The organism is Micromonospora sp. U21, assembly GCF_018070045.1.
Taxonomy (GTDB): Bacteria; Actinomycetota; Actinomycetes; order Mycobacteriales; family Micromonosporaceae; genus Micromonospora.
Map to the genome: position 1 here is coordinate 1 of NZ_JAGPYK010000050.1, position 21,588 is coordinate 21,588.

General features: G+C 69.3%; 21 protein-coding genes and 5 pseudogenes. 6 read left to right on the top strand and 20 right to left on the bottom strand.

The window, feature by feature from the left end:
- Window positions 1-281 precede the first annotated feature (281 nt).
- From KBX63_RS33080 to KBX63_RS35770, 3 genes and pseudogenes are all read right to left on the bottom strand, one after another.
- Complete coding sequence (locus tag KBX63_RS33080) at window positions 282-863, bottom strand: DNA cytosine methyltransferase (RefSeq protein WP_307871929.1); 582 nt, start codon at window positions 861-863, stop codon at window positions 282-284.
- A gap of 75 nt (window positions 864-938) precedes the next feature.
- Window positions 939-1,454: pseudogene (locus tag KBX63_RS33085) on the bottom strand (site-specific DNA-methyltransferase); the annotation flags it as partial.
- Window positions 1,455-1,658: pseudogene (locus KBX63_RS35770) on the bottom strand (hypothetical protein); the annotation flags it as partial.
- Between KBX63_RS35770 and KBX63_RS36160 the strand changes: the two are divergent.
- The 3 genes and pseudogenes from KBX63_RS36160 (at window position 1,630) to KBX63_RS33095 (ending at window position 4,147) form a co-directional block, all read left to right on the top strand.
- Window positions 1,630-1,758 (top strand): hypothetical protein, encoded by a 129-nt coding sequence (locus tag KBX63_RS36160; RefSeq protein ID WP_256443230.1) that lies wholly within the window; start codon window positions 1,630-1,632, stop codon window positions 1,756-1,758. The pseudogene KBX63_RS35770 and the gene KBX63_RS36160 sit on opposite strands and share 29 nt — an antisense overlap.
- A 475-nt stretch (window positions 1,759-2,233) precedes the next feature.
- Window positions 2,234-2,740, top strand: a pseudogene (locus tag KBX63_RS33090) (transposase family protein); the annotation flags it as partial.
- Between the two features lie 189 nt (window positions 2,741-2,929).
- The gene (locus KBX63_RS33095) at window positions 2,930-4,147 is read left to right on the top strand and encodes a low temperature requirement protein A (protein ID WP_210918206.1); all 1,218 of its coding nucleotides are present in this window, start codon (window positions 2,930-2,932) and stop codon (window positions 4,145-4,147) included.
- A 166-nt stretch (window positions 4,148-4,313) separates the two neighbouring features.
- Here KBX63_RS33095 and KBX63_RS33100 read toward each other — a convergent pair whose 3' ends face one another.
- The 7 genes and pseudogenes from KBX63_RS33100 to KBX63_RS33130 form a co-directional block, all read right to left on the bottom strand.
- A complete protein-coding gene (locus KBX63_RS33100; RefSeq protein ID WP_210918208.1) occupies window positions 4,314-4,562 on the bottom strand; it encodes a hypothetical protein in 249 nt (82 codons plus the stop codon).
- Between the two features lie 590 nt (window positions 4,563-5,152).
- Window positions 5,153-6,007, bottom strand: coding sequence for a hypothetical protein (locus KBX63_RS33105; protein WP_210918211.1), 855 nt, complete (start codon window positions 6,005-6,007; stop codon window positions 5,153-5,155).
- A gap of 184 nt (window positions 6,008-6,191) precedes the next feature.
- Window positions 6,192-6,356, bottom strand: a pseudogene (locus KBX63_RS33110) (IS5/IS1182 family transposase); the annotation flags it as partial.
- A 16-nt stretch (window positions 6,357-6,372) separates the two neighbouring features.
- Window positions 6,373-7,485, bottom strand: coding sequence for an IS110 family transposase (locus tag KBX63_RS33115; RefSeq protein ID WP_307871930.1), 1,113 nt, complete (start codon window positions 7,483-7,485; stop codon window positions 6,373-6,375).
- Window positions 7,486-7,721: 236 nt separating this feature from the next.
- Window positions 7,722-8,198 (bottom strand): annotated as a pseudogene (locus tag KBX63_RS33120) (transposase family protein); the annotation flags it as partial.
- Between the two features lie 288 nt (window positions 8,199-8,486).
- A complete protein-coding gene (locus KBX63_RS33125) occupies window positions 8,487-8,675 on the bottom strand; it encodes a DUF397 domain-containing protein (protein WP_210918213.1) in 189 nt (62 codons plus the stop codon).
- Window positions 8,665-9,537, bottom strand: coding sequence for a DUF5753 domain-containing protein (locus tag KBX63_RS33130; protein WP_210918215.1), 873 nt, complete (start codon window positions 9,535-9,537; stop codon window positions 8,665-8,667). Before KBX63_RS33130 ends, KBX63_RS33125 begins: the two co-directional genes overlap by 11 nt.
- A 137-nt stretch (window positions 9,538-9,674) precedes the next feature.
- Here KBX63_RS33130 and KBX63_RS33135 point away from each other — a divergent pair, with 137 nt between their 5' ends.
- Together KBX63_RS33135 and KBX63_RS33140 are read left to right on the top strand one after the other, a co-directional pair.
- Window positions 9,675-9,821: a hypothetical protein gene (locus KBX63_RS33135; RefSeq protein WP_247663847.1), complete on the top strand. Its 147-nt coding sequence runs from the start codon at window positions 9,675-9,677 to the stop codon at window positions 9,819-9,821.
- On the top strand, window positions 9,818-11,050 hold the full coding sequence (locus tag KBX63_RS33140; RefSeq protein ID WP_210918261.1) for a helix-turn-helix domain-containing protein: 1,233 nt from the start codon (window positions 9,818-9,820) through the stop codon (window positions 11,048-11,050). The genes KBX63_RS33135 and KBX63_RS33140 overlap by 4 nt, the downstream gene beginning before the upstream one ends.
- Before the next feature lie 36 nt (window positions 11,051-11,086).
- Here the strand turns inward: KBX63_RS33140 and KBX63_RS33145 are convergent, their stop codons facing one another.
- The 3 genes from KBX63_RS33145 to KBX63_RS33155 are packed head-to-tail and all read right to left on the bottom strand — an operon-like array spanning window position 11,087 to window position 14,360.
- Window positions 11,087-13,480, bottom strand: a complete 2,394-nt coding sequence (locus KBX63_RS33145) for a tetratricopeptide repeat protein (protein ID WP_210918219.1) — start codon at window positions 13,478-13,480, stop codon at window positions 11,087-11,089.
- 3 nt (window positions 13,481-13,483) lie between these two features.
- Complete coding sequence (locus tag KBX63_RS33150; RefSeq protein ID WP_210918220.1) at window positions 13,484-14,095, bottom strand: DUF6879 family protein; 612 nt, start codon at window positions 14,093-14,095, stop codon at window positions 13,484-13,486.
- Window positions 14,088-14,360 carry a hypothetical protein gene (locus KBX63_RS33155; RefSeq protein WP_210918221.1) on the bottom strand — a complete coding sequence of 91 codons (273 nt, stop codon included), beginning with the start codon at window positions 14,358-14,360 and terminating at the stop codon, window positions 14,088-14,090. The genes KBX63_RS33150 and KBX63_RS33155 overlap by 8 nt, the downstream gene beginning before the upstream one ends.
- A gap of 113 nt (window positions 14,361-14,473) precedes the next feature.
- On the opposite strand from KBX63_RS33155, the gene KBX63_RS33160 reads away from it, so the two are divergent.
- Entirely contained in the window at window positions 14,474-14,869 is a 396-nt protein-coding gene (locus KBX63_RS33160) for a hypothetical protein (protein ID WP_210918222.1), read from the top strand.
- A gap of 235 nt (window positions 14,870-15,104) precedes the next feature.
- On the opposite strand, the gene KBX63_RS33165 is transcribed toward KBX63_RS33160, so the two are convergent.
- The 7 genes from KBX63_RS33165 to KBX63_RS33195 form a co-directional block, all read right to left on the bottom strand.
- Window positions 15,105-15,689, bottom strand: coding sequence for a hypothetical protein (locus KBX63_RS33165; RefSeq protein ID WP_210918223.1), 585 nt, complete (start codon window positions 15,687-15,689; stop codon window positions 15,105-15,107).
- 228 nt (window positions 15,690-15,917) lie between these two features.
- Complete coding sequence (locus KBX63_RS33170) at window positions 15,918-17,213, bottom strand: hypothetical protein (RefSeq protein ID WP_210918226.1); 1,296 nt, start codon at window positions 17,211-17,213, stop codon at window positions 15,918-15,920.
- Complete coding sequence (locus tag KBX63_RS33175; protein WP_210918229.1) at window positions 17,210-17,905, bottom strand: GGDEF domain-containing protein; 696 nt, start codon at window positions 17,903-17,905, stop codon at window positions 17,210-17,212. Before KBX63_RS33175 ends, KBX63_RS33170 begins: the two co-directional genes overlap by 4 nt.
- A 263-nt stretch (window positions 17,906-18,168) precedes the next feature.
- Window positions 18,169-18,447: a hypothetical protein gene (locus tag KBX63_RS33180; RefSeq protein ID WP_210918231.1), complete on the bottom strand. Its 279-nt coding sequence runs from the start codon at window positions 18,445-18,447 to the stop codon at window positions 18,169-18,171.
- Between the two features lie 251 nt (window positions 18,448-18,698).
- Entirely contained in the window at window positions 18,699-19,151 is a 453-nt protein-coding gene (locus KBX63_RS33185; RefSeq protein WP_210918234.1) for a hypothetical protein, read from the bottom strand.
- Window positions 19,152-19,156: 5 nt separating this feature from the next.
- On the bottom strand, window positions 19,157-20,191 hold the full coding sequence (locus tag KBX63_RS33190) for a DUF4192 domain-containing protein (RefSeq protein WP_210918236.1): 1,035 nt from the start codon (window positions 20,189-20,191) through the stop codon (window positions 19,157-19,159).
- 178 nt (window positions 20,192-20,369) lie between these two features.
- Window positions 20,370-21,557: a hypothetical protein gene (locus KBX63_RS33195; protein WP_210918238.1), complete on the bottom strand. Its 1,188-nt coding sequence runs from the start codon at window positions 21,555-21,557 to the stop codon at window positions 20,370-20,372.
- Window positions 21,558-21,588: the final 31 nt, after the last annotated feature.

The window sequence follows — 21,588 nt, forward strand, 5'->3', positions numbered from 1 at the left end:
TACGCGTGGCTCAACGCCTCCTGGCCATGACCGCCGCGATCTGGCACAACAACAAGACCAGCGCACCCGTCACCCGATCACTGATCGCCTACGACCACTGACCGGAATTCGGAACAACTCGTCTAGGGGTGGGCAGCAGCCGTGCGGTGTCGGTCCGCGTATGCCCGTGGTGACCGGCGGGAGCGATGCGCCCCGCGGTGGAGGTGAGCAGGAGGCCGTGGGTGGAGCCTGACGGTTCGATGAGGTCGGGCAGCCCGTGCTGGTGGCCGGGTCCCTTGCCGTCACGGGCGCACGGTGTCGGCAGCGTCCTCACCCCCGCCCAGCCGTCCGGTGGGTGCGGCCAGCAGGAACAGCCAGTCGCGGCGGCGGGCGGCGCCGATGTCGGACGCGCGTAGGCACGTCCAGTTCGTGTCGTACCCGATCGCGGCCAGGTCGGCTTCGACGACGTCGAAGCCTCGCCGCAGGAGGGCGGCGACGTTCTCCACGAACACGAGCGGCGGTCGAAGGACGCGAACGGCGTCGGCGACGGCACTCCACAGGCTGGAGTGCTCTCCGGTGATACCGGCGCGCTTGCCGGCGTTGGAGATGTCCTGACACGGAAACCCGGCGGTGAGGACGTCGACGGGCTCGACGCAAGTCCAGTCGACGGCGCGGATGTCGCCAAGGTTGGGCACGCCGGGCCAGTGGTGCTCGCAGACGGTGCGGGCGTGCCGGTCGGTTTCGGCGTACCGGGTGAGCTGTCCGCCGAGCACCAGCTCGACGGCCATGTCGAGGCCGCCGTAGCCGGTACACAAAGATCCGATGCGCGGTGCGGGTCGGTGGTCAATCACGCACCTCCGCCGCGTCGAACGTCGAAATCTCACCGCGCACGGCCAACCGCAGAGGGCAGCAGCTCTGCGCTCCAGCCCTGAGATTCGCGTAGCGGTCGGCAGGCGCACTCACGCGACCACCCCTCCCCCGGGGGTTTCCTTCGGGCTTCCTGAACCTGAGTCGGTCAGTGCCTTGGCCAGGATCAGGACGTCCTCGTGCGCGATGAGGTGCATCGGCACCCCGGACGAGCGGGCCTTGCGGACTTGCTGGAGTTGGAAGAACGACGGGCGGGCGACGAGTTGCCCGTCGCGGACGGCGGCGAGGAGGGCGACGCACCGCTCGGTCGGCACGAGTCCGGCGCGAAGGCCTGCGGCGATGACGGCGCTGGGCAGGTCGACCAGTGCGCCGCGCTTGCGCCACGGCCTGGCGGTGACCACGACGATCCCGCCGGGTCGCAGCAGGGTGGCGCAGCCGGCCAGGATCTGGGCGAACCCGTCGGCGAGACCGGTCAGGTCGCGGTAGGCGAGGTTGCCCTTGTCCTCGCCGTCGTTGTACCGGTCGTCGTACTTGACGACCCCGTGCTCGCCGGGCCGAACGAGGCCGTGGACGGTCGGCCCGTACGGCGGCGAGGTGACCACGAGCGCCGAACGACGCACCCGGCCCAGTCCCAATGCTTGAAGGAAACTCCTGGTCAGGCCAGTCTTATCGGCAAGGTCGGTGAGCAGACGCGTGCCGGCATGACCGACCACGCCTCGAGCACCACCGGTGACGACAACCTTCGGACGCGTGCCGGTACTCTGCACCTTGAGAGTGCCTTCCGTGACGGATCGGTTCGATGAGGTCGGGATCGCCGTCAGCGTTGCGCGCCGCGGCTGGGTTCCCGCCTTCTGGGTTGGCGGCTTCGCCGCGCTGAGCTTCACGCGGCTGCAGGAGCGGCCCATCGAGTAGGCCGACGATGTGCTTCCCGAAGCTCGATTCCGGCTTCGGACGCCCCGGTACGTCGATGGCCGGGCCGACGCCCTCGTCAGCACTGGCGGCAGACGATCCGATCAACCAGGCCGCTCCGGCAGCCCCGACGAAGATCAAAGTCCGTAGGCAGTTGCGGAAGGCAGGCCGCTGGGAGAGCCGCGACAGCGGAAAGCCGTCGCGCGCGCTTGTCTCCCAGCCGCTTGTTGCCCATCGCCTGGTTGTGCCCTTCGCTGCACCAAGCTCGCCACTGCGAGATGACTTCGTCCGATACGGACCATATCCAACGTTCTTCGCCGGGTATTGCAGAAAATTGTCATTGGGCCCTTTTCATCGTGATCAAGGGCTGGTGATCGGGCGCGCGACGGTGGCGTGTCGGTGCTCCAGATCGAAGCTCCCGGTAGGACAGCAGTCGACCAAGAACGACCGCCCAGCATGGGAGCTTCGCTGCTGACCTATCCTGCCTGTGAGGATCCCGCTGTCCACGCGCAGCCTGACCCGCTTGACCGACCTGATCCGCACCCGTCGCCGCACGCTGGGCGCCTGCTGGCGCCGGCTGCCCGCGCAGCAGCAGGCGTTGATGGCCCTGGCCCACCTGCGCAACGGTGACACCCTCACCCGCCTAGCCGCCGGGTTCGGGGTGTCGGTGACGACGGTATGGCGCTGGCTGCGGGAAGCAGTCGACCTGCTCGCCACCCACGCCGCAGACCTCGCGGCAGCGATGCGCCGAGCCGCCCGGCTGGCCTACGCGATCCTCGACGGCACGCTGATCCCGATCGACCGGGTCGCCGACCAGCGGCCCTACTACTCGGGCAAGCACAAGCGCCACGGCGTGAACGTGCAGCTCCTGGCCGACGCCGCCGGACGACTGATGTGGGCCTCACCCGTCCTGCCCGGCTCGACCCATGACCTGACCGCCGCCCGCACCCACGGCGTCTGCGAGCAGTGCCTACCGGCGATCGTGACGGTGTGGGTCACCTGCTGCCCGGGCAGCGCGCCGAACGGTGTCTGGGCCTGACCCGAGGTGCCGCTCAGCTCGGCGACGATAACCCAGCCTGCTGTCGTCGGCGGTCACCGGTGGGGTGCCTTCCCTCCGGGTATACGACGTCCAACCCCCGGTGAGCCGGGGTTGTGTCCGGCGAGTATGAGCGGTATGGGGGATCGGGAAGGCGGTGGACAGGGTCAGGACCTGTTGCAACGGCGCGAGGACGTGCGGCAGGCCAACTTCCTGGAACTGTTCGTCGACCTGGTGTTGGTGTTCGCCCTGGCCGGGGTGGTCAGCCGGGTCGCGCGGGACATCGTCAGCGAAGACGTTGTGGTCCGGTGGCGGGCGATGGCCTTCCTGCTGGTGCTGTCGCTGCCGCTGATCTGGTTGTGGATCACGACCGCGCACATCACCAGTTGGTTTGACCCCCGCCGCGGCAAGATCCAGTGGATCGTGCTGGCCAGTGCCTTCGGGCTGCTGGTCATGTCGTCCTCGCTGCCGTACGCGTTCGTCGGCCGCGGGTGGGCTTTCGTGCTGCCGTATGTGATCCTGCAGTGCGGCCGGCCGCTCATCCTGATGCCTGCGCTGCGCGGACATCCCCTGCGGCAGCTTTACCTCCGGTCGGTGCTGTGGTTCGCGGCCTCGGCGGTGATCTGGTTCGCCGGCGCGGCCGTCAGTGGCGGCGCCCGGGCCGCCCTGTGGGGGGCCGCCGTGACCGTTGACATCGTCGCCGCGCAGCTGCGCTGGCCGGTACCGGGGATGGCCGGGGCGCCGGTCAGTGCGTGGGCCACGGACAGCCGCCACCACCTGCCCGAGCGCTACCAGCAGTTCCTGATGATCGCCCTCGGGGAAACCGTGCTCGCCGTCGGCACCACGCTGACCAACCAGCCGGTCACTGCGGCGACCGCCGCGGGGCTGGTGGTGGCGTTCCTGTCGACGGTGCTGATGTGGCGCATCTACTTCTACCGCTCCGGCCAAGTCCTCGCCGAAGCCGCCGCCGCGGCAGCGGACAGGGACGCCGCCGGCCGCGCCACCGGCACTGCCCACTTCGTCATGGTGATGGGCATCGTCGCCGCCGCCGTCGGCTTCGAGATTGTACTGAAGCACCCGGACGGCTCGCCGGAGCCGGCGTGGCTCGTCGCGATCCTCGGCGGTCCGGCACTGTTCCTCTACGGCCGTATCCGTCTGGAACGCGTCGTGTTCGACCGGCTCTCCATCCGCCGCGTCGTCGCCATCGCCGCCCTTGCGGTCGCCGCCGTCCCCCTGTATTTCGCCCCGCCGCTAGCCGCTGCGGTCGTGGCCGCGCTCGTCCTGCTCGCCGTCGCCCTCGCCGACGCCCGCCACGCCGCCGGCCGTCCCCCCGAGGCCCCCTCCCCGGCGCACTAGGGCCTGCACCGTGGCACCCAATTCAGCCCGTGTCTTCTCGACGTCCTCATGGGTGCGGTCCGGTCGCTAGCCAACGCGCTGTAACCGGATGCCGCCCAGCGGGCTTCGCCTCGTCACGCCCAGCTGGCGCCGTGCCTGAACGCTTGCGCGGCGGCGCTCGCCGTCCTCACGGCGCTGCGCCTGCCGATGACGCCGTTTCCTTGTTCCGGCCGGCCGCGGCGCCGGTGAGCGGCGACGCGTCCATGCCCACATCGGCAAACGCGCTGTCCCGCAGAGTAGGAAGATCACTAGCCGTCGTGTCACCCATCGAGCGGCGACGGCTGGCTCGTACGACGGCCACCGCCGCCACCACCGCCGCCAGGGACATCGCCGCCGCCTGCATCAGCGGCACTCTTCTGCTACGTCGACGCCTCATGCCGCACCACCCCTCTGACTCTCGACTCCAACTTTCTTCTCATCGTGAAGACGCCGGAGCGGCGGTAAGGGGCTGTTCGCGGCATTCGACACGGTCGTGTCACTTCGCCCACGATGCGCTGCCGGGAGTGCGCGGACAATGCTCGGGCCCGATCACGAGCGAGTCCGGTGAAGCCTCCGTGCCTCGCGCCGAAGCCTGCCCGACGTCCCGGTGCGACCAGTGAATGCTGGTCGGACCCTGACGATAGGCAGCCCGTGAAACACGAGAGCAGGACGACTCGTGCAAGTCATGAACAGCAGGTTCGTTCGCTATACGGCCAGGACACCCAAGACCGGTCGGGCGCCAAGAAGTCTGACTGCCGCTGCGGCTATCGGTCCGACCGATGCCCGGCGACGCCGCAAGGATGCCGTCGTGACGGTCATTCTCCCAGGTTCGCCGCCAGGGGCGCAGTGCCGTCGGACACGGCCGTACCGATGGCCTACTGGTACAGGCGCAACCCGGATGGATGAATGAGCCGGGCGAGTTGACGGCACGACGGCGCTCGTTCGGAGGGGTGCCCGCGAGCGCGGACGCCCCTCCCGATCCACAGGTCAGCGACGTTGGGTCTCGTCGCCCACGTTCCCTGACTGGTGCGTGCCGCGCCCGCCGGCCATGCTCGCGGCCTCCTGCTCCCGCCGGGCCCGCTCGGCGCCGGCCCGGTCGGCCATCTGCCGGTCGACGTCGCTCTGACCCGCCGCCTGGGCCCGCCGGTGCTCCTGCACGGCCCGGGACTCCTCGGCCATCCGGTGCAGCCAGCGGTCCCAGCGGCTCTGCATCGGCTTCACCAGACCACCGCCGACGCCGACGATCAGGATGCCTGCCACCGTGGCGAGCACCGCGATCAGCACCGGCGTGGTCACCGTGGTGGCGATGCCCACCTGGTTCAGCGCGGCGATCACACCCAGCGCGAGGATGAAGACCGCCGCCAGGTCGGCCAGGATCCTGGCGTACGCGAGCCCGCCCAGCGCCCCGGTGACCAGGTCCCGGACGGCGTTGGCGATGGCGGCGGCCACGACCACGATGACGATCGCCACGAAGGCGCGCGGCAGCCAGGCGACGACGCCGCTGATCAGGTCACTGATCGCGTTGGGTCCCCAGACCCCGAAGGCGAACTGCAGGGTGAACAGCAGCACCGTGTAGTACGCCAGCTTGGCGAGGATGTCGCTGGCGTCATACTTCGTGCGTTCCAACGCGCGCTTGATCCCGCCTCGTTCGACCGCCCGGTCGAAGTTCACCCGTTCCAGCACCTTGTCCACGATCTTGAGGACGGCTCTCGCGATGAGCCATCCGACCACGAGGATCGCGATGAAGGCGATGGCCCTCGGTATGAACAGCAGCACCGATCTCCACATGTCGGCCACGGCGTCGCCGATGTCGACCCGCCTGACCGCGAGGGTTTCCGGCATCATGTCCCTCCTGTCGCATGGACTACGCCGCGCGCTTACCCTGTCGCCCCGACGGCACGCCGCACGAGCCAACAGGTCTTTTCCGACATGCCGCCGCATACCCGCCCTGACCTGCCCGGACGGCTGGCGACAGCGACGCGCGGGGCATGATCCGAAACGGCCCCCGGGGTGGTCCACGTCGTCAACGGTGCTGAGCGTTGAGGTCTTCCTTCCACGCCGGTAGCGGGCTGCCGAGGCGGTTCTTGCGGTACGGGATGATGACCTCCGGGTTGCCGCGGTAGCCGCCGTCGGCCATGACCGGCCGTCCCGCCAGCTTCTGGTCGATCCCGGAGGTGCGGTAGACGATCGTGATGCCCCTATGTTTGTCAAGGTGTGGTTCCTGGGGTTGTCCTCACCTGCGGTTGGGCTGCTGTGATGATCTGGTAAATCTCGCGTGCGATGTAGCGCTTGAGGCAGCGCATGGCCTCCCGCTTCGTCTTGCCCCCGGTGACGCGGCGGTCGACGTATTCGCGGGTTCGTTTGTCGCATCGGAGGCGTGTGACGACGATTCGGTAGAGAGCGGCGTTGGCTTGGCGATCACCACCGCGGTTGAGGCGTAGACGCTGGGACTTTCCCGACGACGCTTCGACCGGGCTGGTACCGCATAACGCCGCGTAGGATGCCTCGCTGGTCAGTCGGTGCGGGTTGTCGCCGGCGGCGATGAGCAGGGCGGCGGCGGTGTCACCGGCGACGCCGGGACGTTGCAGCAGCGCGGGCGCGTAGGTGGCGACGGCTTTGGTGATGCGTTTCTGGAGGTCCCGGATCTCGCGGGTGAGTTGCTGGATGCGCCCGGCCAGCAGGCGCAGGGTGTGCATCGCGGCGTGGGCTGCGGGGCCGGTGGTGGGGTCGTCTGTCAGGTCGGCGCAGGAGCGTACGAGCATCGCTGGAGTTAGTCCGACCATGGACTCCCGCAGCAGCGGGTCGGCGTTGACCAGGACCGCGCGGAGCTGGTTGATGGCCTGGGTGCGGGCCTTGGTTGCGGAGTCCTTCGCCAGCTTGAACAGGCGGATCGCCTCGACGTGACCGTCGCCGGTCTTCGCCTGGGTCGTGGCGCGGCCGGAGATGACCGCCCGAGCGGCGGCTTCGGCGTCGAGTGTGTCGGTTTTTCCGCGCCGGCGCCGGGTGGCTCGGTCGGGACTGTTGACGTCGATCACCTGGACATTCTCAGCGTGCAGGTAGCGCGTCAGTGCTGCGCCGTAGGAGCCGCTGCCTTCCACCCCCGCCCGCCGCACGGGGCCGACGTCCCGAGCCCATACGAGCAGCTGCCGATATCCGGCCGCTGTGGCAGGGAACGCCGCTGTTGCTATCAGGACACCGAGATTGGTGACCACGGCGGCGACGTGGGTGTCCTTGTGGGTATCGACCCCAAGAACGATCTCCAGGTCAGCGGCGGATGTCCCGGTGTGGCCGGCGGTGGCCGGCTGGGGGATGCTGAGCACGGTCGTTCGGCTCCTTGACGGCTTCGAGGGCGGATGGCCGTCGCCGGGCCGGTTGGGGCGGTCAGGACTGTGATGGTGCCCTGTTAGCGGCAAGGCCCCTATCGGGACACGCCCCGCCGGTTCGGCGACAGCATGCACCGCCCCGGCCCGTAGGCCGACAGATCACCATCAAGGCGCTGGAAGGCCGATCGTTGCGCGGGTCAGACCAGGGGCCGGGGCGGCACACGATCATCCTCACAGTCGTTGCGGTTGCCTGGCTGCGGATCGCCGAGGGCGATGACCAGTCTGGTGCTGGCGTCGATGGCGACCTGCAGGTTCGTGGAGTAGCGGTAGTTCTTGCTCGGGGCAGCGAGGCGGTGGTCCCGGGTCGGGATCAGGGTGCCGTCGACGATGGCGATCTGGTCGACCGGGCGCCGACGGGCCGGGGCGAGGGCCAGCAGCGGTCCGAGGGTGTCGATGACCCGGTGCGCGGCCGAGTGCGACACCCCGAACAGCGGGCCGATCTGACGCATGGTCAGGTTGGTGCGCCAGTACGCGGCGACCAGCAGCACCCGATCCGGCAGGTCGAGGACCCACTGCCGGCCCGGCCGGCCATCGGCGATCGTGTCCCCGCCTCGCTCGGCGACCAAGCGGACCAGCCTGCGGAACTGAGCCGGCTGCAACCCGGTGAACGGGAAGATCCACTCGGGCCGGGCTGCGGAGATCACCTGCACCCAGATATCCTCGATGATCGTCCTCAGCAGACAGACGTCGGGGTTACGAGACGTCCGTTAGCTGATCTTTAGCAAGCGATCACAGCAAGGCCCCGTTGCGACCGGCATACGCTGGCAGAAAACCAAAAGCCGCAGGTCATCAGCCTGCTGACACCAACGGAGCGTCGGTTTAGGAAACCGATGCTCTATCCCTGAGCTACGGGGGCGCGAGTGTAGGCACCGGGTATCGGGTGGCCGCATCTGTAGCAACCCGAATCATCCAATCTGCGACGCCCGTGGTGCATTGCCTCAGCTCCGGCTGCCGTCCGTCTTGATGCCGTTGACGAACGCGCCCCAGGCCGCCAGCTCGAAGCTCAGCATCCCGGCAGCCGGAGCTTTGGAGTCGCGTACGTCGACCTGAACGCCTCGGTCGCGCACCTCGACGCACTGGCCGTTATTGCCCGAACGGCTCGACTTACGCCAGGCGTTACGCTCCATGCTTGCTCAGCTCCTTGATTAACTTTGCGGACTCGGCCGGCGACCGTGCCAGCGTCCTCAGATTGTCGTACGCGGCCGAGAGTCGCGCCAGGTCGCGGCTCGATTCGAGGAACAGTTCGCCGGCCAGGGTCTCGATATAACCCAGCGGCGGCTCATCTTGCTCGAAGGCGAGCAGGGCAAAGCCGCTGGTGATTGCCAGGTGAGCGCCGGCCTCGAACCGAAGGACCTGGATCGTGACGTTGGGCATTCGGCTCAGCGTGGCCAGGTGGTCGAGTTGCTCGCGCAGGATTTCCGGGCCGCCGACCTCCGTCCGCACGGCAGCCTCGGAGAGGATGGCGTGCATCCGTAGCGGCGTCGGCTGCCGGTGTAGCACCTCCTGCCGGGTCATCCTGGCGGCGACCCGCTGGTTGATCGTGTCCGTATCGGACTCGCGCCCGATGGTGTTGACCTCGCGGGCGTAGCGCTCGGTCTGCAACAGTCCCGGCACCAACATCGGCTCGAAGTTCTTGAGCTCGACGGCCTCGCTCTCGTAGGCGATGTACGTCGCGTACCGGCCACCGAGGCGCTGCCACCAGCCGTCCTCGCGCAGATCGCGTGCCTGTTGCAGCAGCGACGTGGCGGGCTCCTCGTTGAGGCTGACGTCGTACGTGACCAACAGCTCCATGACATCGCCGGCGCGGGGTTTGATTACGCCCGACTCGATCCGGCTGATCCGAGACGACGAGCAGCGGACGAGTTTCGCTGTCTCCTCGCCGGTCAGGCCCTTGGTCTCGCGGAGTTTGCGTAGCTCTCGGCCGAGCCGCCGAGAGCGCGGTGTCGCTGGCGTGAATCGAGGCATGTCGTGATTCTGCACCAGATCCATCCGCTCGCGTGCATCGCATCGCGTGCAGACGCAGGTATTGATCATAGGCATGTCCTTGCTTTGCATCACATGATGCGCCAGTCTGCTTATCGGGCACCACCGATGTGATCCCCAGCCAGAGAGGTGGGAAGTACTCCGTGATTACCGAGGTCGTATGGGTCGTGTTTGGTGGTCTGGTGCCGGGATTCCTGCTCGGGCTGCTGGCGTTCCGGGTGAAGTCCCGGTGGTGTCCACGGTGCGGGGAGTCCACCGAGGCCATGCGGCCGGCGGAGCGGGAGTGGTGACAGGGCCGGGCCGGCGGCACCGTAACGACCTGCCGATCGGGCGGCGGGTGGCCGAGTTGCGGGCACGCCGGGGCATGACGCAGCAGGTCTTCGCCGACCGGGTCGGCAAGTCGAAGAGTTGGGTGGACAAGGTCGAGCGAGGTGTCCGTAACCTCGACCGGCTCTCGGCGATCGAGGCGGTCGCCCGCGCCCTGGGCGTCGCCCCGAGCGTCCTGCTTCGCGGAAAGACGCGGCCGGAACCGGCCACCGACGTTGGCGGCGCCGTGGAGCGGGTGCGGGAGGCGTTGGCTCGCCACGACGTTCACGGCTTCGGCAGCGACGGCCCGAGGGCGCCGTCGTCGGTGCGGGACCTTGACCACCAGGTGGGGTACGCGTGGACGGCGTACCGGAACGGCCACCATCTGCAGGTGTTGCGGATGGTGCCCGACCTGCTCGGCGACAGCCGCCGGGTTTGCCACGCGCAGGCGGCGGAGGCGTCCGCCGCCGACCTGCTGGTGCGGGTGCACCGGCTCGCCGCCCAGGTGCTCGTCAAGCTCGGCGAGTCCAATCTGGCATGGCTGGCGGCCGACCGGGCGATGACCGCCGCCGCTGGTGACCCACGCCGGGTCGGCCTCGCGGCGATCTCCCTCGCCCAGGCACTCCGGGCCCTGCGGCGGGGCCGGCTGGCGATGACCGCCGCCCTCATCGCCGTACACCAGCTCGACCCGGCGCCGTCGCGCGAACGCCCGCCGGAGGAGGTGGCTCTGACCGGGACGCTGCTGATCGAAGCGGCTCTCGCGGCGGCCGCCTGCGGAGATGTCGCCGCGGCCGACCTCACCGTACGAGCGGCCCACCTGGCCTCGGTGTACGGCGATCAGCACCATCGTGACGACGACGGCATCGGGTTCGGCCCCACGGCCGTGGAACTCGCCCGGGCCATAACCGCCTTGAGTGTCGGAGACCACCATCGGGCCATCGCCATTCACCGGCGCGCTACCAGCGCCGAGGTCTGGCAGCGGCTCCCTGCCGAGCACCGGGCCGCTCACCTGATCGACGTCACCCGTGCCCACCTCGACCTCGGCGATGCCCGCGCCGCCGGCCGCGCCCTGGTCACCGCCGACGGGATCGCTCCCGCGGAGGTGCGCATCCGCCCCGCAGCGCGTGCCGCGCTGACCGCCGTCCTGCGTGCCGGCCCCACCCCGGCCGATGTGGCCCGCTTGGCCGCCACTGTCGGACTGACTCAGCAGTGACCGCACCGCAGGCCGAACGCTTCCGCGGTGGTCGAGTCAAGCAGCGCTGTCCCCGAGCACCAGCTCGACGCGCCGTCGCAGTCGTTCCGCGCGCGGGTCCGGGAAGCTGCTCAGCAGCGTGACCGCTTCGCGCCACCACTGGTGTGCCTCCTCTGCGCGCCCGGCGTCGATCAGCGCCGTTGCCAGGTGGTCCAGCGTCAGGGCGAGCTGCCAGTCGTCCCCGAGCTGCCGATGAACCGCCGCCACCCGCAGGTGGAAGGCGATCGCCTGCTCCGGCTGCCCCAGCTCCCGGTACGCCTCGCCGGCCCCGTCCAATGCCATCGCCTCCCGGCTGCGGTCACCCAGCTGGCGCTGGATTGTGGCTGCCCGGTGGGTCGCCTCGAGCGCCTCGGCGGGTCGGCCGGCGGCGCGCTGCACGCGCGCGTACTCGGCCAGCCAGTGCGCCGACCACACCGGGCTGCCGTGTTCGGCGATGGCCAGCGCCCGCTCGATCGCGGCCAGAGCGTCGTCGGTGCGTCCGAGTTCGCGCAGCGTCATGCTGAGGAAGAACAGCGAGTTGCCCTCCTGCCCCCGGTCGTCGATGTCCCGCTGCACCGCGAGCGCCTGATCCAGCAGCGTCACGGCGTCGGCGAGGTCACCCAGTTCGTAGCGGGTCTCCGCAAGGTTGCTCAGCAACAGGGCCTGCCAGCGTTGGTCGTGATGCAGGGTGAAGATGCCGAGGCTCTCGCCGAAGTGCCTGAGGGCGTCGGTCAGGCGGCGGTGGCGCAGCGCCAGCAGTCCCAGCGCGTTGATGGACACCGCCGTGCCGTGCTCGTCGCCGATCTCCCGCCGGATCGCCAGCGCGGCGTGGTGGTGCTCCGCCGCCTCCGCGAGCTGGCGGGCCTGAAAGTGGGCTTTACCGAGGCTCTCCAGCGCCTCCGCCTCAGCGCCTCGGTCGCCCAGCGACCGCGCTGCGGACAGGCCGATCCGCGCGGTGGCGAACCACGCGTCGAAGGCGTTGCGGTGCATGAAGACGTTGCGCAGCAGGACAGCCAGGTGCCAGGCGATCCGCGGCAGCGCTGCCTCGGCCGCGGCTCGTGTGGCGGCGACGAGGTTGTCGTGCTCGGCGGTGAACCAGGCGTCCGCCTCTTCCGCGGTAGCGAAGCTCAGCGGCGTGACCTCGGACGGCGGTGCCAACGGCAGTGTCCGGCTGAACGGGAGTGTGCGGGCCAGCGCGGCGTCCGCCGAGTGCAGATACCAGGTGAGTACGCGGCGCAGCGCCGCCTGGCGATCCTCGCCGCTCTCCAGCTGCCTGACCTGGTCCATCGCGTACGCGCGTAATAGGTCGTGCATTTGGTAGCGGCCGGGTGCGCTCTGTTCCAGCAGGTGTGCACCGACGAGCGCGTCGAGCGGCTGCCGGACCTGTGACACCGGCGAGCCGGCGAGCGCGGCGGCAGCCGGGGCGCCGAGGTCCGGGCCGGGATGCAAGCCGAGCAGCCGGAACAGCCGGGCCGCCGATGTGTTCAGGGCCCGGTAGGACCAGGCGAAGACCGACCGTACGGCGTCGGCCTCCTCGCCGTCCTCTGCGGTGAGGGCGTCCCACAGGGCCGACTCGTCGCGCAGGTCCTGAATCAACTCGGAGAGCGGCATGAACGGCCGGCTCGCCGCCCGTTCGGCAGCGATGCGCAGCGCCAGCGGCAGCCTGGCACACAACCGCGCCAGTTCGGCGAGGTCGACCGCGTCGTCGCCGGTGCGGTACTCGGCGGTCACGTCGTGCAGCAGCGTCACCGCGTCCTCGTCGGCCAGCATGCGCAGAGTCAGCCGCCGGCCGCCGTCGCGGCTGACCAGACCCGACAGCATGCTTCGGCTGGTGACGATCACCAGGCAGCTGCCGGTGCCCGGCAGCAGTGGACGCACCTGCCGGACCGTGGCGGCGTTGTCCAGGACCGCCAGGACGCGCCGGTCGGCCAGTCGGGAGCGGTACAACGTCTCGCGGTCGTCGAGGTCAGCGGGAATCGCGGACGCGGGGACGCCCAGCGCCCGCAGGAAGCGGTCGAGCACCTGCTCCGGTTGACTGGGCTGGCCGGGGTCGTAGCCACGGAGGTTGGCGTACAGCTGGCCATCCGGGAACAGGTGCCGCACGGCGTGCGCCCAGCGCAGCGCGAGAGCGGTCTTGCCGACGCCGGCGGTGCCGGTGACGACGACGAGGGTGGCGTCGACGGCCTCATCGCCGAGTAGCCGGTCCAGCGCGCGCAGCTCCTTGACCCGGTTGACGAAGCCGCGTACGTCACCGGGGAGCTGACGGGGAGGCAGGTCGGCGCGTGAGGGGTCGCCGGAATGGAAGTGCACCCCGCCGTACACGTCGCGGGCCTGTACCAGGTCGGCGGGGCCGGACAGCTCCGACCGGTTGACGTGCTCCGGTCGTTGTTGCTCCGCCCCGCCGTCAGCCATCGCTCAGCCCGTGTGGGGAGGCTCCAGTGGTGCCACCGCTCGGGCGAAGAACTCGTCCAGCGGCTCGCCGTTGTCGTAGAGCGACTCGATGAATTCCTGGCACCGCGTCACCACGTCCGGGTTCCGCCAGCGCCGCGCGGCCTCGAGTACGCCGTCGGCGTCGTAGACCGCCTCGTACATAATGTCCGTGCCGAGGGTGTAGATCTCCGGCAGCGAACCATCCACTTCCGCGGCGACGACCTGGTCCGGCGTCACCACTCGGGTCAGCCCGCCGTACTCGTGGCGTAGCCGCAGCACGTGCAGCTCCCACTGCAGGTAGGGCATCAGTGGCTCCTGCACCACCCGCACCCGGCGCGTGGCGAACCCGCTGTCGGCGATGCGCCGGTAGTAGTCCGCGAACTCGGGACGTCGCGCGTCGAGAATCCGCAGCGACTCGTCCCATCGGCCGGCGGCGAACGCCTGCCAGCCCTCGTCCTGGGGCTCCCTGAACGTCTGTTGCCGTTCCAGTTTCCAGAAGCCGGGCGGGCCGGTCTTCCAGAACCGTTGTTCGAAGTCGGCCCAGTAGTCGTCGAGGGCCAGCAGCTCGCCGGGGTCTCCGCCCAGGAGGTCACGCATCAGGGATGTCCACCTTCGCCGCGATCATGGTCGATCGGGGAATGATGATAAGCCGCTCGCCGGGGTCGACGGAGACTCCTTCGGGGAGCCGGTCCTGGTAGGTCTCGGTGAGATCCTGCCCGATCACCGCGACATCGCCGTTGCTCAACTCCCAGACGTCGGGACAGCTGCCGTCCCCGGAGGTGTTGCCCAATTCGTGCGACGACTTGCCCCAACGGCGGCTGAGCTCGGCGGACGGGTCCGCCTCCCACCGGTGTGCACTCATGCCAACCTCCCTGGGTCCGTCACGCTCGGAGCGCGGATAGTAACATCGAGCGAGCTGGATTACAGTCACCCGTGCCAGCTCCGGCCCGGATGGTCATTCAGGGGGTGAGGGGTGTGGACGACCCGCTCATGCTCGCGGCGGCAACGACGCTGGTCGCGTGGACGACCACAGAACTCGCACAGGGAGCCCGGTCAGCCGTGTCCGGCCTGACCGAGTTCCTCCGGCACCGATTCCGTCACGAGCAGACAGCCGAGCAGACTGTGGAGGTCGCGCTACGTCACCCGACGGTGGACACGGTTCAGCGCCTCGCCGCACTCCTCGAACAGGAGACGCTCCGTGATCCCTTGTTCGATGCCGATTTCCGTGCACGCTTCGCGAAGGTCTGGGCAATCGTCGCGGCCGACCAGGGCGATGTGACCAACACCGTCTCCGGCGACGTCAGCGGGTCGGTGGTGCAGGCGCGTGACGTCCACGGCGGCATCTCCTTCGGCGGCCGCAGCCGCCCCTGAATCAGCCGCCGTCTGGCGGACTGGGCACGTCACCTCCGTCCGCGGTGTCTGGGCCCGACCCACTCCCTCCGTGCGCTGACATCCCGAGTTGCACGACGCGGGCGAACTCCCATCGCAGCGCGCCGAGGTCGCACCGTCCGCCTCGACAAGGACAAGTTCTGCCTCCTCGTCATCGTGGGCGCCGACTGGGTCCAGGGAAGTGGTCACCCGCGCTGTTGGCAAAGGGTGTGCCCGTTTAGCTCCAGATCGCGATGGCCGGTCCTGGGCCGAACAGCTGGTCCTCGACGAGGCGGATCTCCTTGATCTTGCTTCCCTTGTCTAGCTCGAAGGTTAGCCAGCCGCGAACGCAGTCTTTCAGCAACACTGTGGCGGAGTAAGGCAGGGCAGGCTGCCGCGGTTTGGGAGTGATGTCGGCGGGTTGTAGTTCGTAGTCGTCGGTGGTCTTGAGCTGCCAGGAACTCCAACTGGGGGTCGGCAGGTTCTCGCCCTTAGTGGTGTTGCAGATCTTCACGTCGGCCGGTACCCACACTTTGCCCTTGTCGGGCTCAAAGTCGGCGCGGCCACCCAATTTGGCCGAGTAGATGGTTACTGCCGTGCCGGCACCGGTATATGCCTGGCCGATCTTGAGCCGGGCTGGGCCCTGTTCCTCGGCCGGGGCTGGCGAACTGTGCGCGTCGGTCGGGGTCCCCGCGGTAGGCGCCGCCGGCACGACCGAACTGGCCTGCGAGGCCGCACCCTGGGGTGGTGTATCACCGCTGTTGCCGCAACCGGTGAGGAGGACCGTTGCCGTCACGACGGCAGCAAGTGAACGAACCTTCATGGTCCGTAACTTACCGTCCGGGAGATGCGGTGCCGCGGTGAGCGTTTCAGACGTCCCGGGCCGACTTCACTGAACCCGAGGGCCACGCGACCCTGAGCGAAACTGGGATCGAATCAGTGACCTCTTCGGTGTGGAAAGCACTCTCCACAGCGTTGCTAGCGCATCAGATAGGAAGCCTCCGACCACGGTGGTGAGACGGCGGAACTCCGCCACCGCGGACATCGCTATCTACTTATGATCTTGGGGTTTGGGCTGGGGGCTGCTGAGCATGCGTACGGTGGTGCTCAGCTTGATCGGCGCATCGTCGGGCCCCCTGAGGAAGGGGTGGATGTAGACGGGGCGGCGCAGCGATCGGCCGGGGCCGTGGGCTTGGTTGCGCCAGTGTCCGGAGACCCAGAACCGGCTGGCCTGTGAGCGTCCTTGACTGCCTGGCGTCGGTTTCCCATCCGGCCCTGGGGTGGTGCAGCGGCCGCGGATGCGCACGATGCGCAGCTCGGGTACGGGTCGGTTGGTGCGGGCGTAGGTCTTGGCGACGGCTTTGTCAACTCTTGCCGCGGTGACTTCTGCGGTTTGCTGTGCGATCAGCAGCCACGTCGCGACCAGCGCTGCCGCCGGATGGTCAACGGGTATCAAATGCTGTTCGGGGAGGTGGGCTGCGCTCGTCGGGGCAAGCCAACCGACCTGTTCGCGTAGCCGTTGCAGCGGTTTGCCGTGCAGTCCCGCGCCGACGGTGCGGTAGAGAACGACGTGCCGGCCGTCGATGGTGTCGGTCCAGGATGCGGCAGTGAGCTGCCGGCCTGTGACTGGCCGGGGCCAGATGAGCATTCCGTCCGCGGAGGGGATGATGTCGCGGCTGATGCGTACGTCGGGAAGCTGCGCTGAGGCGTGCTCGGCCAGGTCGGTGAAGTCGTTGTCGATCCAGTACAGGTGTGATCGCTCGAGACCGGCAGCTATCTGCGGACGTGCGTCGGTGATTCCGAGCGTGGCGGGCAGGTTGTCGGGGCTTCGATAGAAGCGGGTGAGCCGGTCACGGACCTTGGGCAGCTCCGCGGCGGTGATGATGGTTGCCGGCCAGGCGGTCGTCGTGATGAGCGTTCGGCCGGGGAGTCGGGCGTTGAGGAACGCCCGGTGCAGTTCCTCGATTCGTTCTCGTGCCTGTGGATGGTTGGCGAGGCCGAGTGCCTGTACCGCACGGTCGATGACCCTGTCCGTGCGACCCTCGTCGATATGGATTTGGCAGGCCGCGCAAGCTGCCCATGAGTCGCCGAAGTCTTGGACCAGCCCTGCGGTAGGGCCGATGGCAATGGCGGTCACCTCGCCGCCCTGCAGCGTCCAGATCGGGTACGGGTCGCCGCAGAAGTCGCAGTTTCGGCGCACGGTGTCGAGCTGACTAACCGGGACGGGCGCTGGTTCGTGTCCGTCGGTGGCGAGGTGGGTCGGGTGTACGTAGGTGGGTGGTACGCCGAGGGTGTTGAGCGGGGAGAGGCAGGTCTGGCAGGCCATCTCTTCGTGTGGGGCGGTCATGCCGTGGTCCCGTCAGTCGGCTGGCGCCGGTCGCGCAGGCGGGCTCCGCGGCGGTGCTGTGCGGGCGGCATGGTCATGCCCGGCTGGTAGATGGCGTGACGGTCGCGGCCATTCCGCTTGGCCTGGTACATGGCGATGTCGGCGCGGTGCAGGGCCACCTCGGTGAAGGGGTCGCTGGTGTCGACGAGCGCCAGGCCCACGCTGGCGGTGATAGTGACCGTGGCGAGGCTGCCGTCTGCGGGAAGCGCGACGGGCTGGGAGATGATCGTGGCGAAGGTGTCGGCGATGCGGTCCAGGTCGTCGGTGCGGGCCGGCAGAAGCGCGGCATATTCGTCGCCGGCGAGCCGCGCGGCGGCGCCTCCGTGAAGAGCGGCGATGTCAGTGATGCGCTCGCCGATTTCGACGAGGAGCTTGTCTCCCCGGCCGTGGCCATGGGTGTCGTTAACGCGTTTGAAGTCGTCGAGGTCGATCAGGGCGACCATGAGCGGCTGCGCGGGGGCGGTTATGGCGAGGGTCGCGTGCGCGGCCTGCAGGCCGGCGCGGTTGAGCATGCCGGTAAGCGGGTCGTGGAGTATCGACCAGGTGGCGTTGGCGAGCTGGGTGCGGAGGCGGTGAATCGTCGGCCAGGCGGTGAGCCTGCCCAGGGCGAGCGCCACCATCGCGGTGGCGATCATGATCAGTGGTAGGGACACTGGGTTCCTCCTTCAGTGGAGAACCCGGGACGCGGACGTTTCGTAGGCGGCGCGTCCCGGGTCCTGATACGACGACGGCCCGCCTTTGGGGCGGGCCGGGTTGCGGGTTTCGTGCCGCTTAGGCTCACGGCGTCGGTGATGACGACGACCTCCCCGAGGAGGCGTCATCGGGGCGGTTCGGTCAGCAGTGCTCGTGATGGCGTGCCTGCGGGTTGGTTGTCGCCTTTGGCGCGCGATGCGGCGTCAGCCGACGGGAGTTGGTGTCAGCGGCGCACCGGGTGCGCGGCTTGGTCGGCGCGGAGTCTGGCGGGTAGGTCGGCTGGTATCTCGGCGTAGGGTGCGACGGCGATAAGCACCTCGGCCGGGTCGAGAATCGTCTCGATCCGGCCGAGCTGGATGGTGTCGGGCTGGTGGTGGGTTTCGGTGACCGGGTCCCAGGTGAAGTCGACAACGGTGGCGACGTACGTGCGGTGGGGGTTCCAGCCGATCTGGATGGTGTACCGCTCGAACCCGGGTTTGGATGTGAGGGTGTACAGGCTCATGGATTCCTTTCCTGGGATGCTGCCCATGCCCGGCGCGTCCTACGCCCGCAAAGGTCGCGCGGCAGCGGCCGATGACCTGGACGGTCCTGCCGGGTTGGAGGTTGCGTCGTCGTGGGCCCACTCCCCCGTCGTGACCCGCGCTGGTAGGCGCCGACCGGGTCTGGTCCGCCACAGCCGGGGCGGGAGCGCGGCGTGCTGTTGCGCCTCGGGTTGGAGGGCGATCGGGGTGTCGCAGGCAGGTGCGCCGGTGCTCATTCCGGCAGGTAGCGGGCGCGTTCCTCTGCCACTTCGAAGATCTTGTCGCGTCGCGCGGCGGGCAGGTCGACCAGCAGGTCGACGTAGTGCTGTTCCTGCGCGGTGAGCGGCTCGGCGAACGCCGCCTTGTAGGCCAGGCGCGCCGCCTCGTGTGCGGCCTCGATCGGGCCACTGTGGTCGTAGGCGGAGCTGACCTCGCGAAGCTGTGCGGCGGCCTTGAGCGGGTCTCGGGACAGGGTGGTGTCATAGAGGCGGAAGTTCGCCGGAAGGTCGGCCGCGGTGATCGCGGTGATCAGGCACAGGGTGGCCTGGACGTCGTAGGAGAACGCCTCCGTGCGGGTGGGCGTTTCCCCGCGGGCGCGCAGTGCGGCGCGATTGGCGTGCAAACGCAGTCGGGCTTCTTCGGCGATACGGGCGAGAGACAGCAGGATGCTGCGAATGGGATCCACCGTGGCTACTCCTGTTCTGAGGGGGTGTTCGGGTTCGGGATGGATGGGTTGGGGTGGGTGCTGGAGGTCGCCTGCTCGATGGCGGAGGGCGGCCGGCCGGCGTGCAGGGCCTGCAGGAGCAGGTCGGCGAGCTGGTAGTCGGGGTCGACTTGCAGGGCACGCTCGGCGGCCATGACGGCCAGGACGCCGTCACCGCAGCGCCATGCGGTGAACGCGAGTACGGTCGCGGGCGCCGGCACGAGCGCTTGGTCGGCCCGGCGGGTGATCTCGGCCCAGAAGGTGACGTGCTGGTCGTGCGGTTGAGTGAGGTCGACGGCGAGGTCCCGCACGGGCCGGTGTGTCAGCAGCACGGTCAGCCAGGCCACCTCGTCGTCGGTGAGACGTGTGCCGTCGTCGTGCTGTCGTAGCGCGCCGCGGACCGCGTGGACGCCGGCCTCGTACACCGCGGTGCTGCCGGCGGTTTTCACGGCCGCCATGCGGGCGGTTGCCTCGGTCGTGGCGTGTCGGATGCTGTCGCCGGTGTTGTCGACGGTGGTGAATCGGCTGGCTACTGCCGCCCTGTCCGGTCTTGCGACGAGCCCGGCGACAGTCGCTTGCACGGCGACGAGCGAGGTGGTGGGGTCGACGGGGGTTCCCTGTGCTGGGCAGCAGGCGGGATCGTCGCAGGTGAGGCTGAAGATGCGGGTTTCGTAGACGCGCAGCAGTTCCCGCACGGCCAGGCCGGTGGCGGTGAACGCATCCCCGATGACACGCAGTGCCGGGTCGATGTGTCCCTTGGTGCCGTAACCGACGATGATGAGGTCGGTGATCGGCTGCTGCCGCTGCACGACCGGGACGAGGTGAGCGGTGAGCTCGCGCAGGTGATGTGCGGGGGTTCCGGGGGCCGGCAGGTCGCCTCGGGCGGCGAACACGATCCGCCGGTCTCGGCAGGCGATCACGACGATGCTGCCGTCGCCGGGATGGAAGCCGATGAGGTACGGCACCGCGGTCGCGAGGTCGGCTGAGGATCGGACCGTCAGTTTGTTCTCGGGGAACGACACGTTGATCTCCCATCAGAATGGGGTCGGTAGAGGAGTGAAAATGCCGGCGGGTCGGCGTAGTCGTGGCAGGCGTCGCGCGCAGCGCCGGTCCGCGGGGAGGTGCCAACCGAGGGCGGCCCGTGGGCGGTAGGACCCGTTGGCGCCTGTTCAGGGACGCAGAGCTTTGGCGGCAGAGGAGTCAGTCGGTGTCGGGGTCCAGGTGGAAATCGGTGCCGTGGCTCTCGACGCTGGCGCTCACCGTGACCAGGTGGTGGTCTATTCCGGCCAGTGCCCGGGTCAGGTCCGCGCGGACGAGGGCTTCGGCCGTGGTGGTGGCGTCGGCGGGTGTGTCGTGTCCGCGTAGCCACATCTCGTACTCGTGCTGCCACGGCATCCGCCAGCCGTCCTGGTCGACGGTGGCGTTCTCGGGGATGGTCCAGCCGTACGCGGTCCACGGCCGTGCCTCGTCCGGGTTGCTCGTGGTGACCGCGCGCATCCGGTGTCGTGCCGCGTCGCAGGCATCCCGGGCGGTGCCGTCGCCGACCGGCAACGTGAGGTCAGCGATCACCGTGACCTGGTGTGCTTGAGGCAGGGGGTCGAAGCCGAGGTCGACGAGGAACTGGTTGACCCGCTGCGCCGCGTGCTGATAGATGCCGCCGAACTCGTCGTCGACCAGGGCGCGGATCGCGCGGGCGCGGATGCTGCGCCGCAGGTCGGTGAGGGCCTTCACGGCCGTGTCACGCGCCGCCGTCGCAGCGGCAAGGCGGTCGACGTCGGTCAGGTTTACCGCGCCGGCCAGGGGTCGCGCATCGGTGTCGATGTCATCCGGCGAGGCCTCGTCAGGGCTGTCGGCGGTCGGCCAGGTCAGCCTGGTCAGGGTGATACCGGCCTGAGCCAGCGCCCGCAGATGGGTGTCCATCGTTGTGCGGGCGGCGTCGCGCGCGTCCGCCTCCCGGGCCGCTGTGGCCCAGGTCTGGAGCATGACCTGCACGGTGATGCAGTACCGCTGCGGCCCCGGCTCGTCGCCGCCGTTGGGGGCGGGCGCCACGTCGATGACGTGTTGCGGGTAGACGGCAATCGGCGGCTGCAGTAGCCGCAGTTCGTCCGGTACACCCCAGCGCGCTTGCTCGCGGGCCTCGTCATGGTCGGTGTGTGACCGCGTGTACGTCAGCTGCGCTTCGCCGGAGATGGTCCACCGTTGCGGCAGCGGTTCCAGGCCCCATGTCGCGAGGGCGTCCTCGCATCCAGGCCGACAGATCAGCCTGCTGCGCAGCGCGGCGATGAGGGCGCAACGGGCCTCGACGGCCAGCGCCGTCCGCTGCTCGATGGCGGCCGTCGTTTCGGCATGCAGAGCACGGGCCTGATCCGCCGGACTCCCGCCGGTCATCGCCGCACCGCCCGGCTGCCGGTACTAGCCG

What these genes read in the sequence shown, in the direction of transcription:
- KBX63_RS33100 (WP_210918208.1), bottom strand. Translation starts at nt 4,562, where the DNA reads ATGAGGCGTCGACGTAGCAGAAGAGTGCCGCTGATGCAGGCGGCGGCG.
- KBX63_RS33105 (WP_210918211.1), bottom strand. Translation starts at nt 6,007, where the DNA reads ATGCCGGAAACCCTCGCGGTCAGGCGGGTCGACATCGGCGACGCCGTG.
- KBX63_RS33130 (WP_210918215.1), bottom strand. Translation starts at nt 9,537, where the DNA reads ATGGATCTGGTGCAGAATCACGACATGCCTCGATTCACGCCAGCGACA.
- KBX63_RS33170 (WP_210918226.1), bottom strand. Translation starts at nt 17,213, where the DNA reads ATGACCGCCCCACACGAAGAGATGGCCTGCCAGACCTGCCTCTCCCCG.
- KBX63_RS33095 (WP_210918206.1), top strand. Translation starts at nt 2,930, where the DNA reads ATGGGGGATCGGGAAGGCGGTGGACAGGGTCAGGACCTGTTGCAACGG.
- KBX63_RS33125 (WP_210918213.1), bottom strand. Translation starts at nt 8,675, where the DNA reads ATGGAGCGTAACGCCTGGCGTAAGTCGAGCCGTTCGGGCAATAACGGC.
- KBX63_RS33180 (WP_210918231.1), bottom strand. Translation starts at nt 18,447, where the DNA reads ATGAGCCTGTACACCCTCACATCCAAACCCGGGTTCGAGCGGTACACC.
- KBX63_RS33155 (WP_210918221.1), bottom strand. Translation starts at nt 14,360, where the DNA reads ATGAGTGCACACCGGTGGGAGGCGGACCCGTCCGCCGAGCTCAGCCGC.
- KBX63_RS33165 (WP_210918223.1), bottom strand. Translation starts at nt 15,689, where the DNA reads ATGAAGGTTCGTTCACTTGCTGCCGTCGTGACGGCAACGGTCCTCCTC.
- KBX63_RS33195 (WP_210918238.1), bottom strand. Translation starts at nt 21,557, where the DNA reads ATGACCGGCGGGAGTCCGGCGGATCAGGCCCGTGCTCTGCATGCCGAA.
- KBX63_RS33150 (WP_210918220.1), bottom strand. Translation starts at nt 14,095, where the DNA reads ATGCGTGACCTCCTGGGCGGAGACCCCGGCGAGCTGCTGGCCCTCGAC.
- KBX63_RS33145 (WP_210918219.1), bottom strand. Translation starts at nt 13,480, where the DNA reads ATGGCTGACGGCGGGGCGGAGCAACAACGACCGGAGCACGTCAACCGG.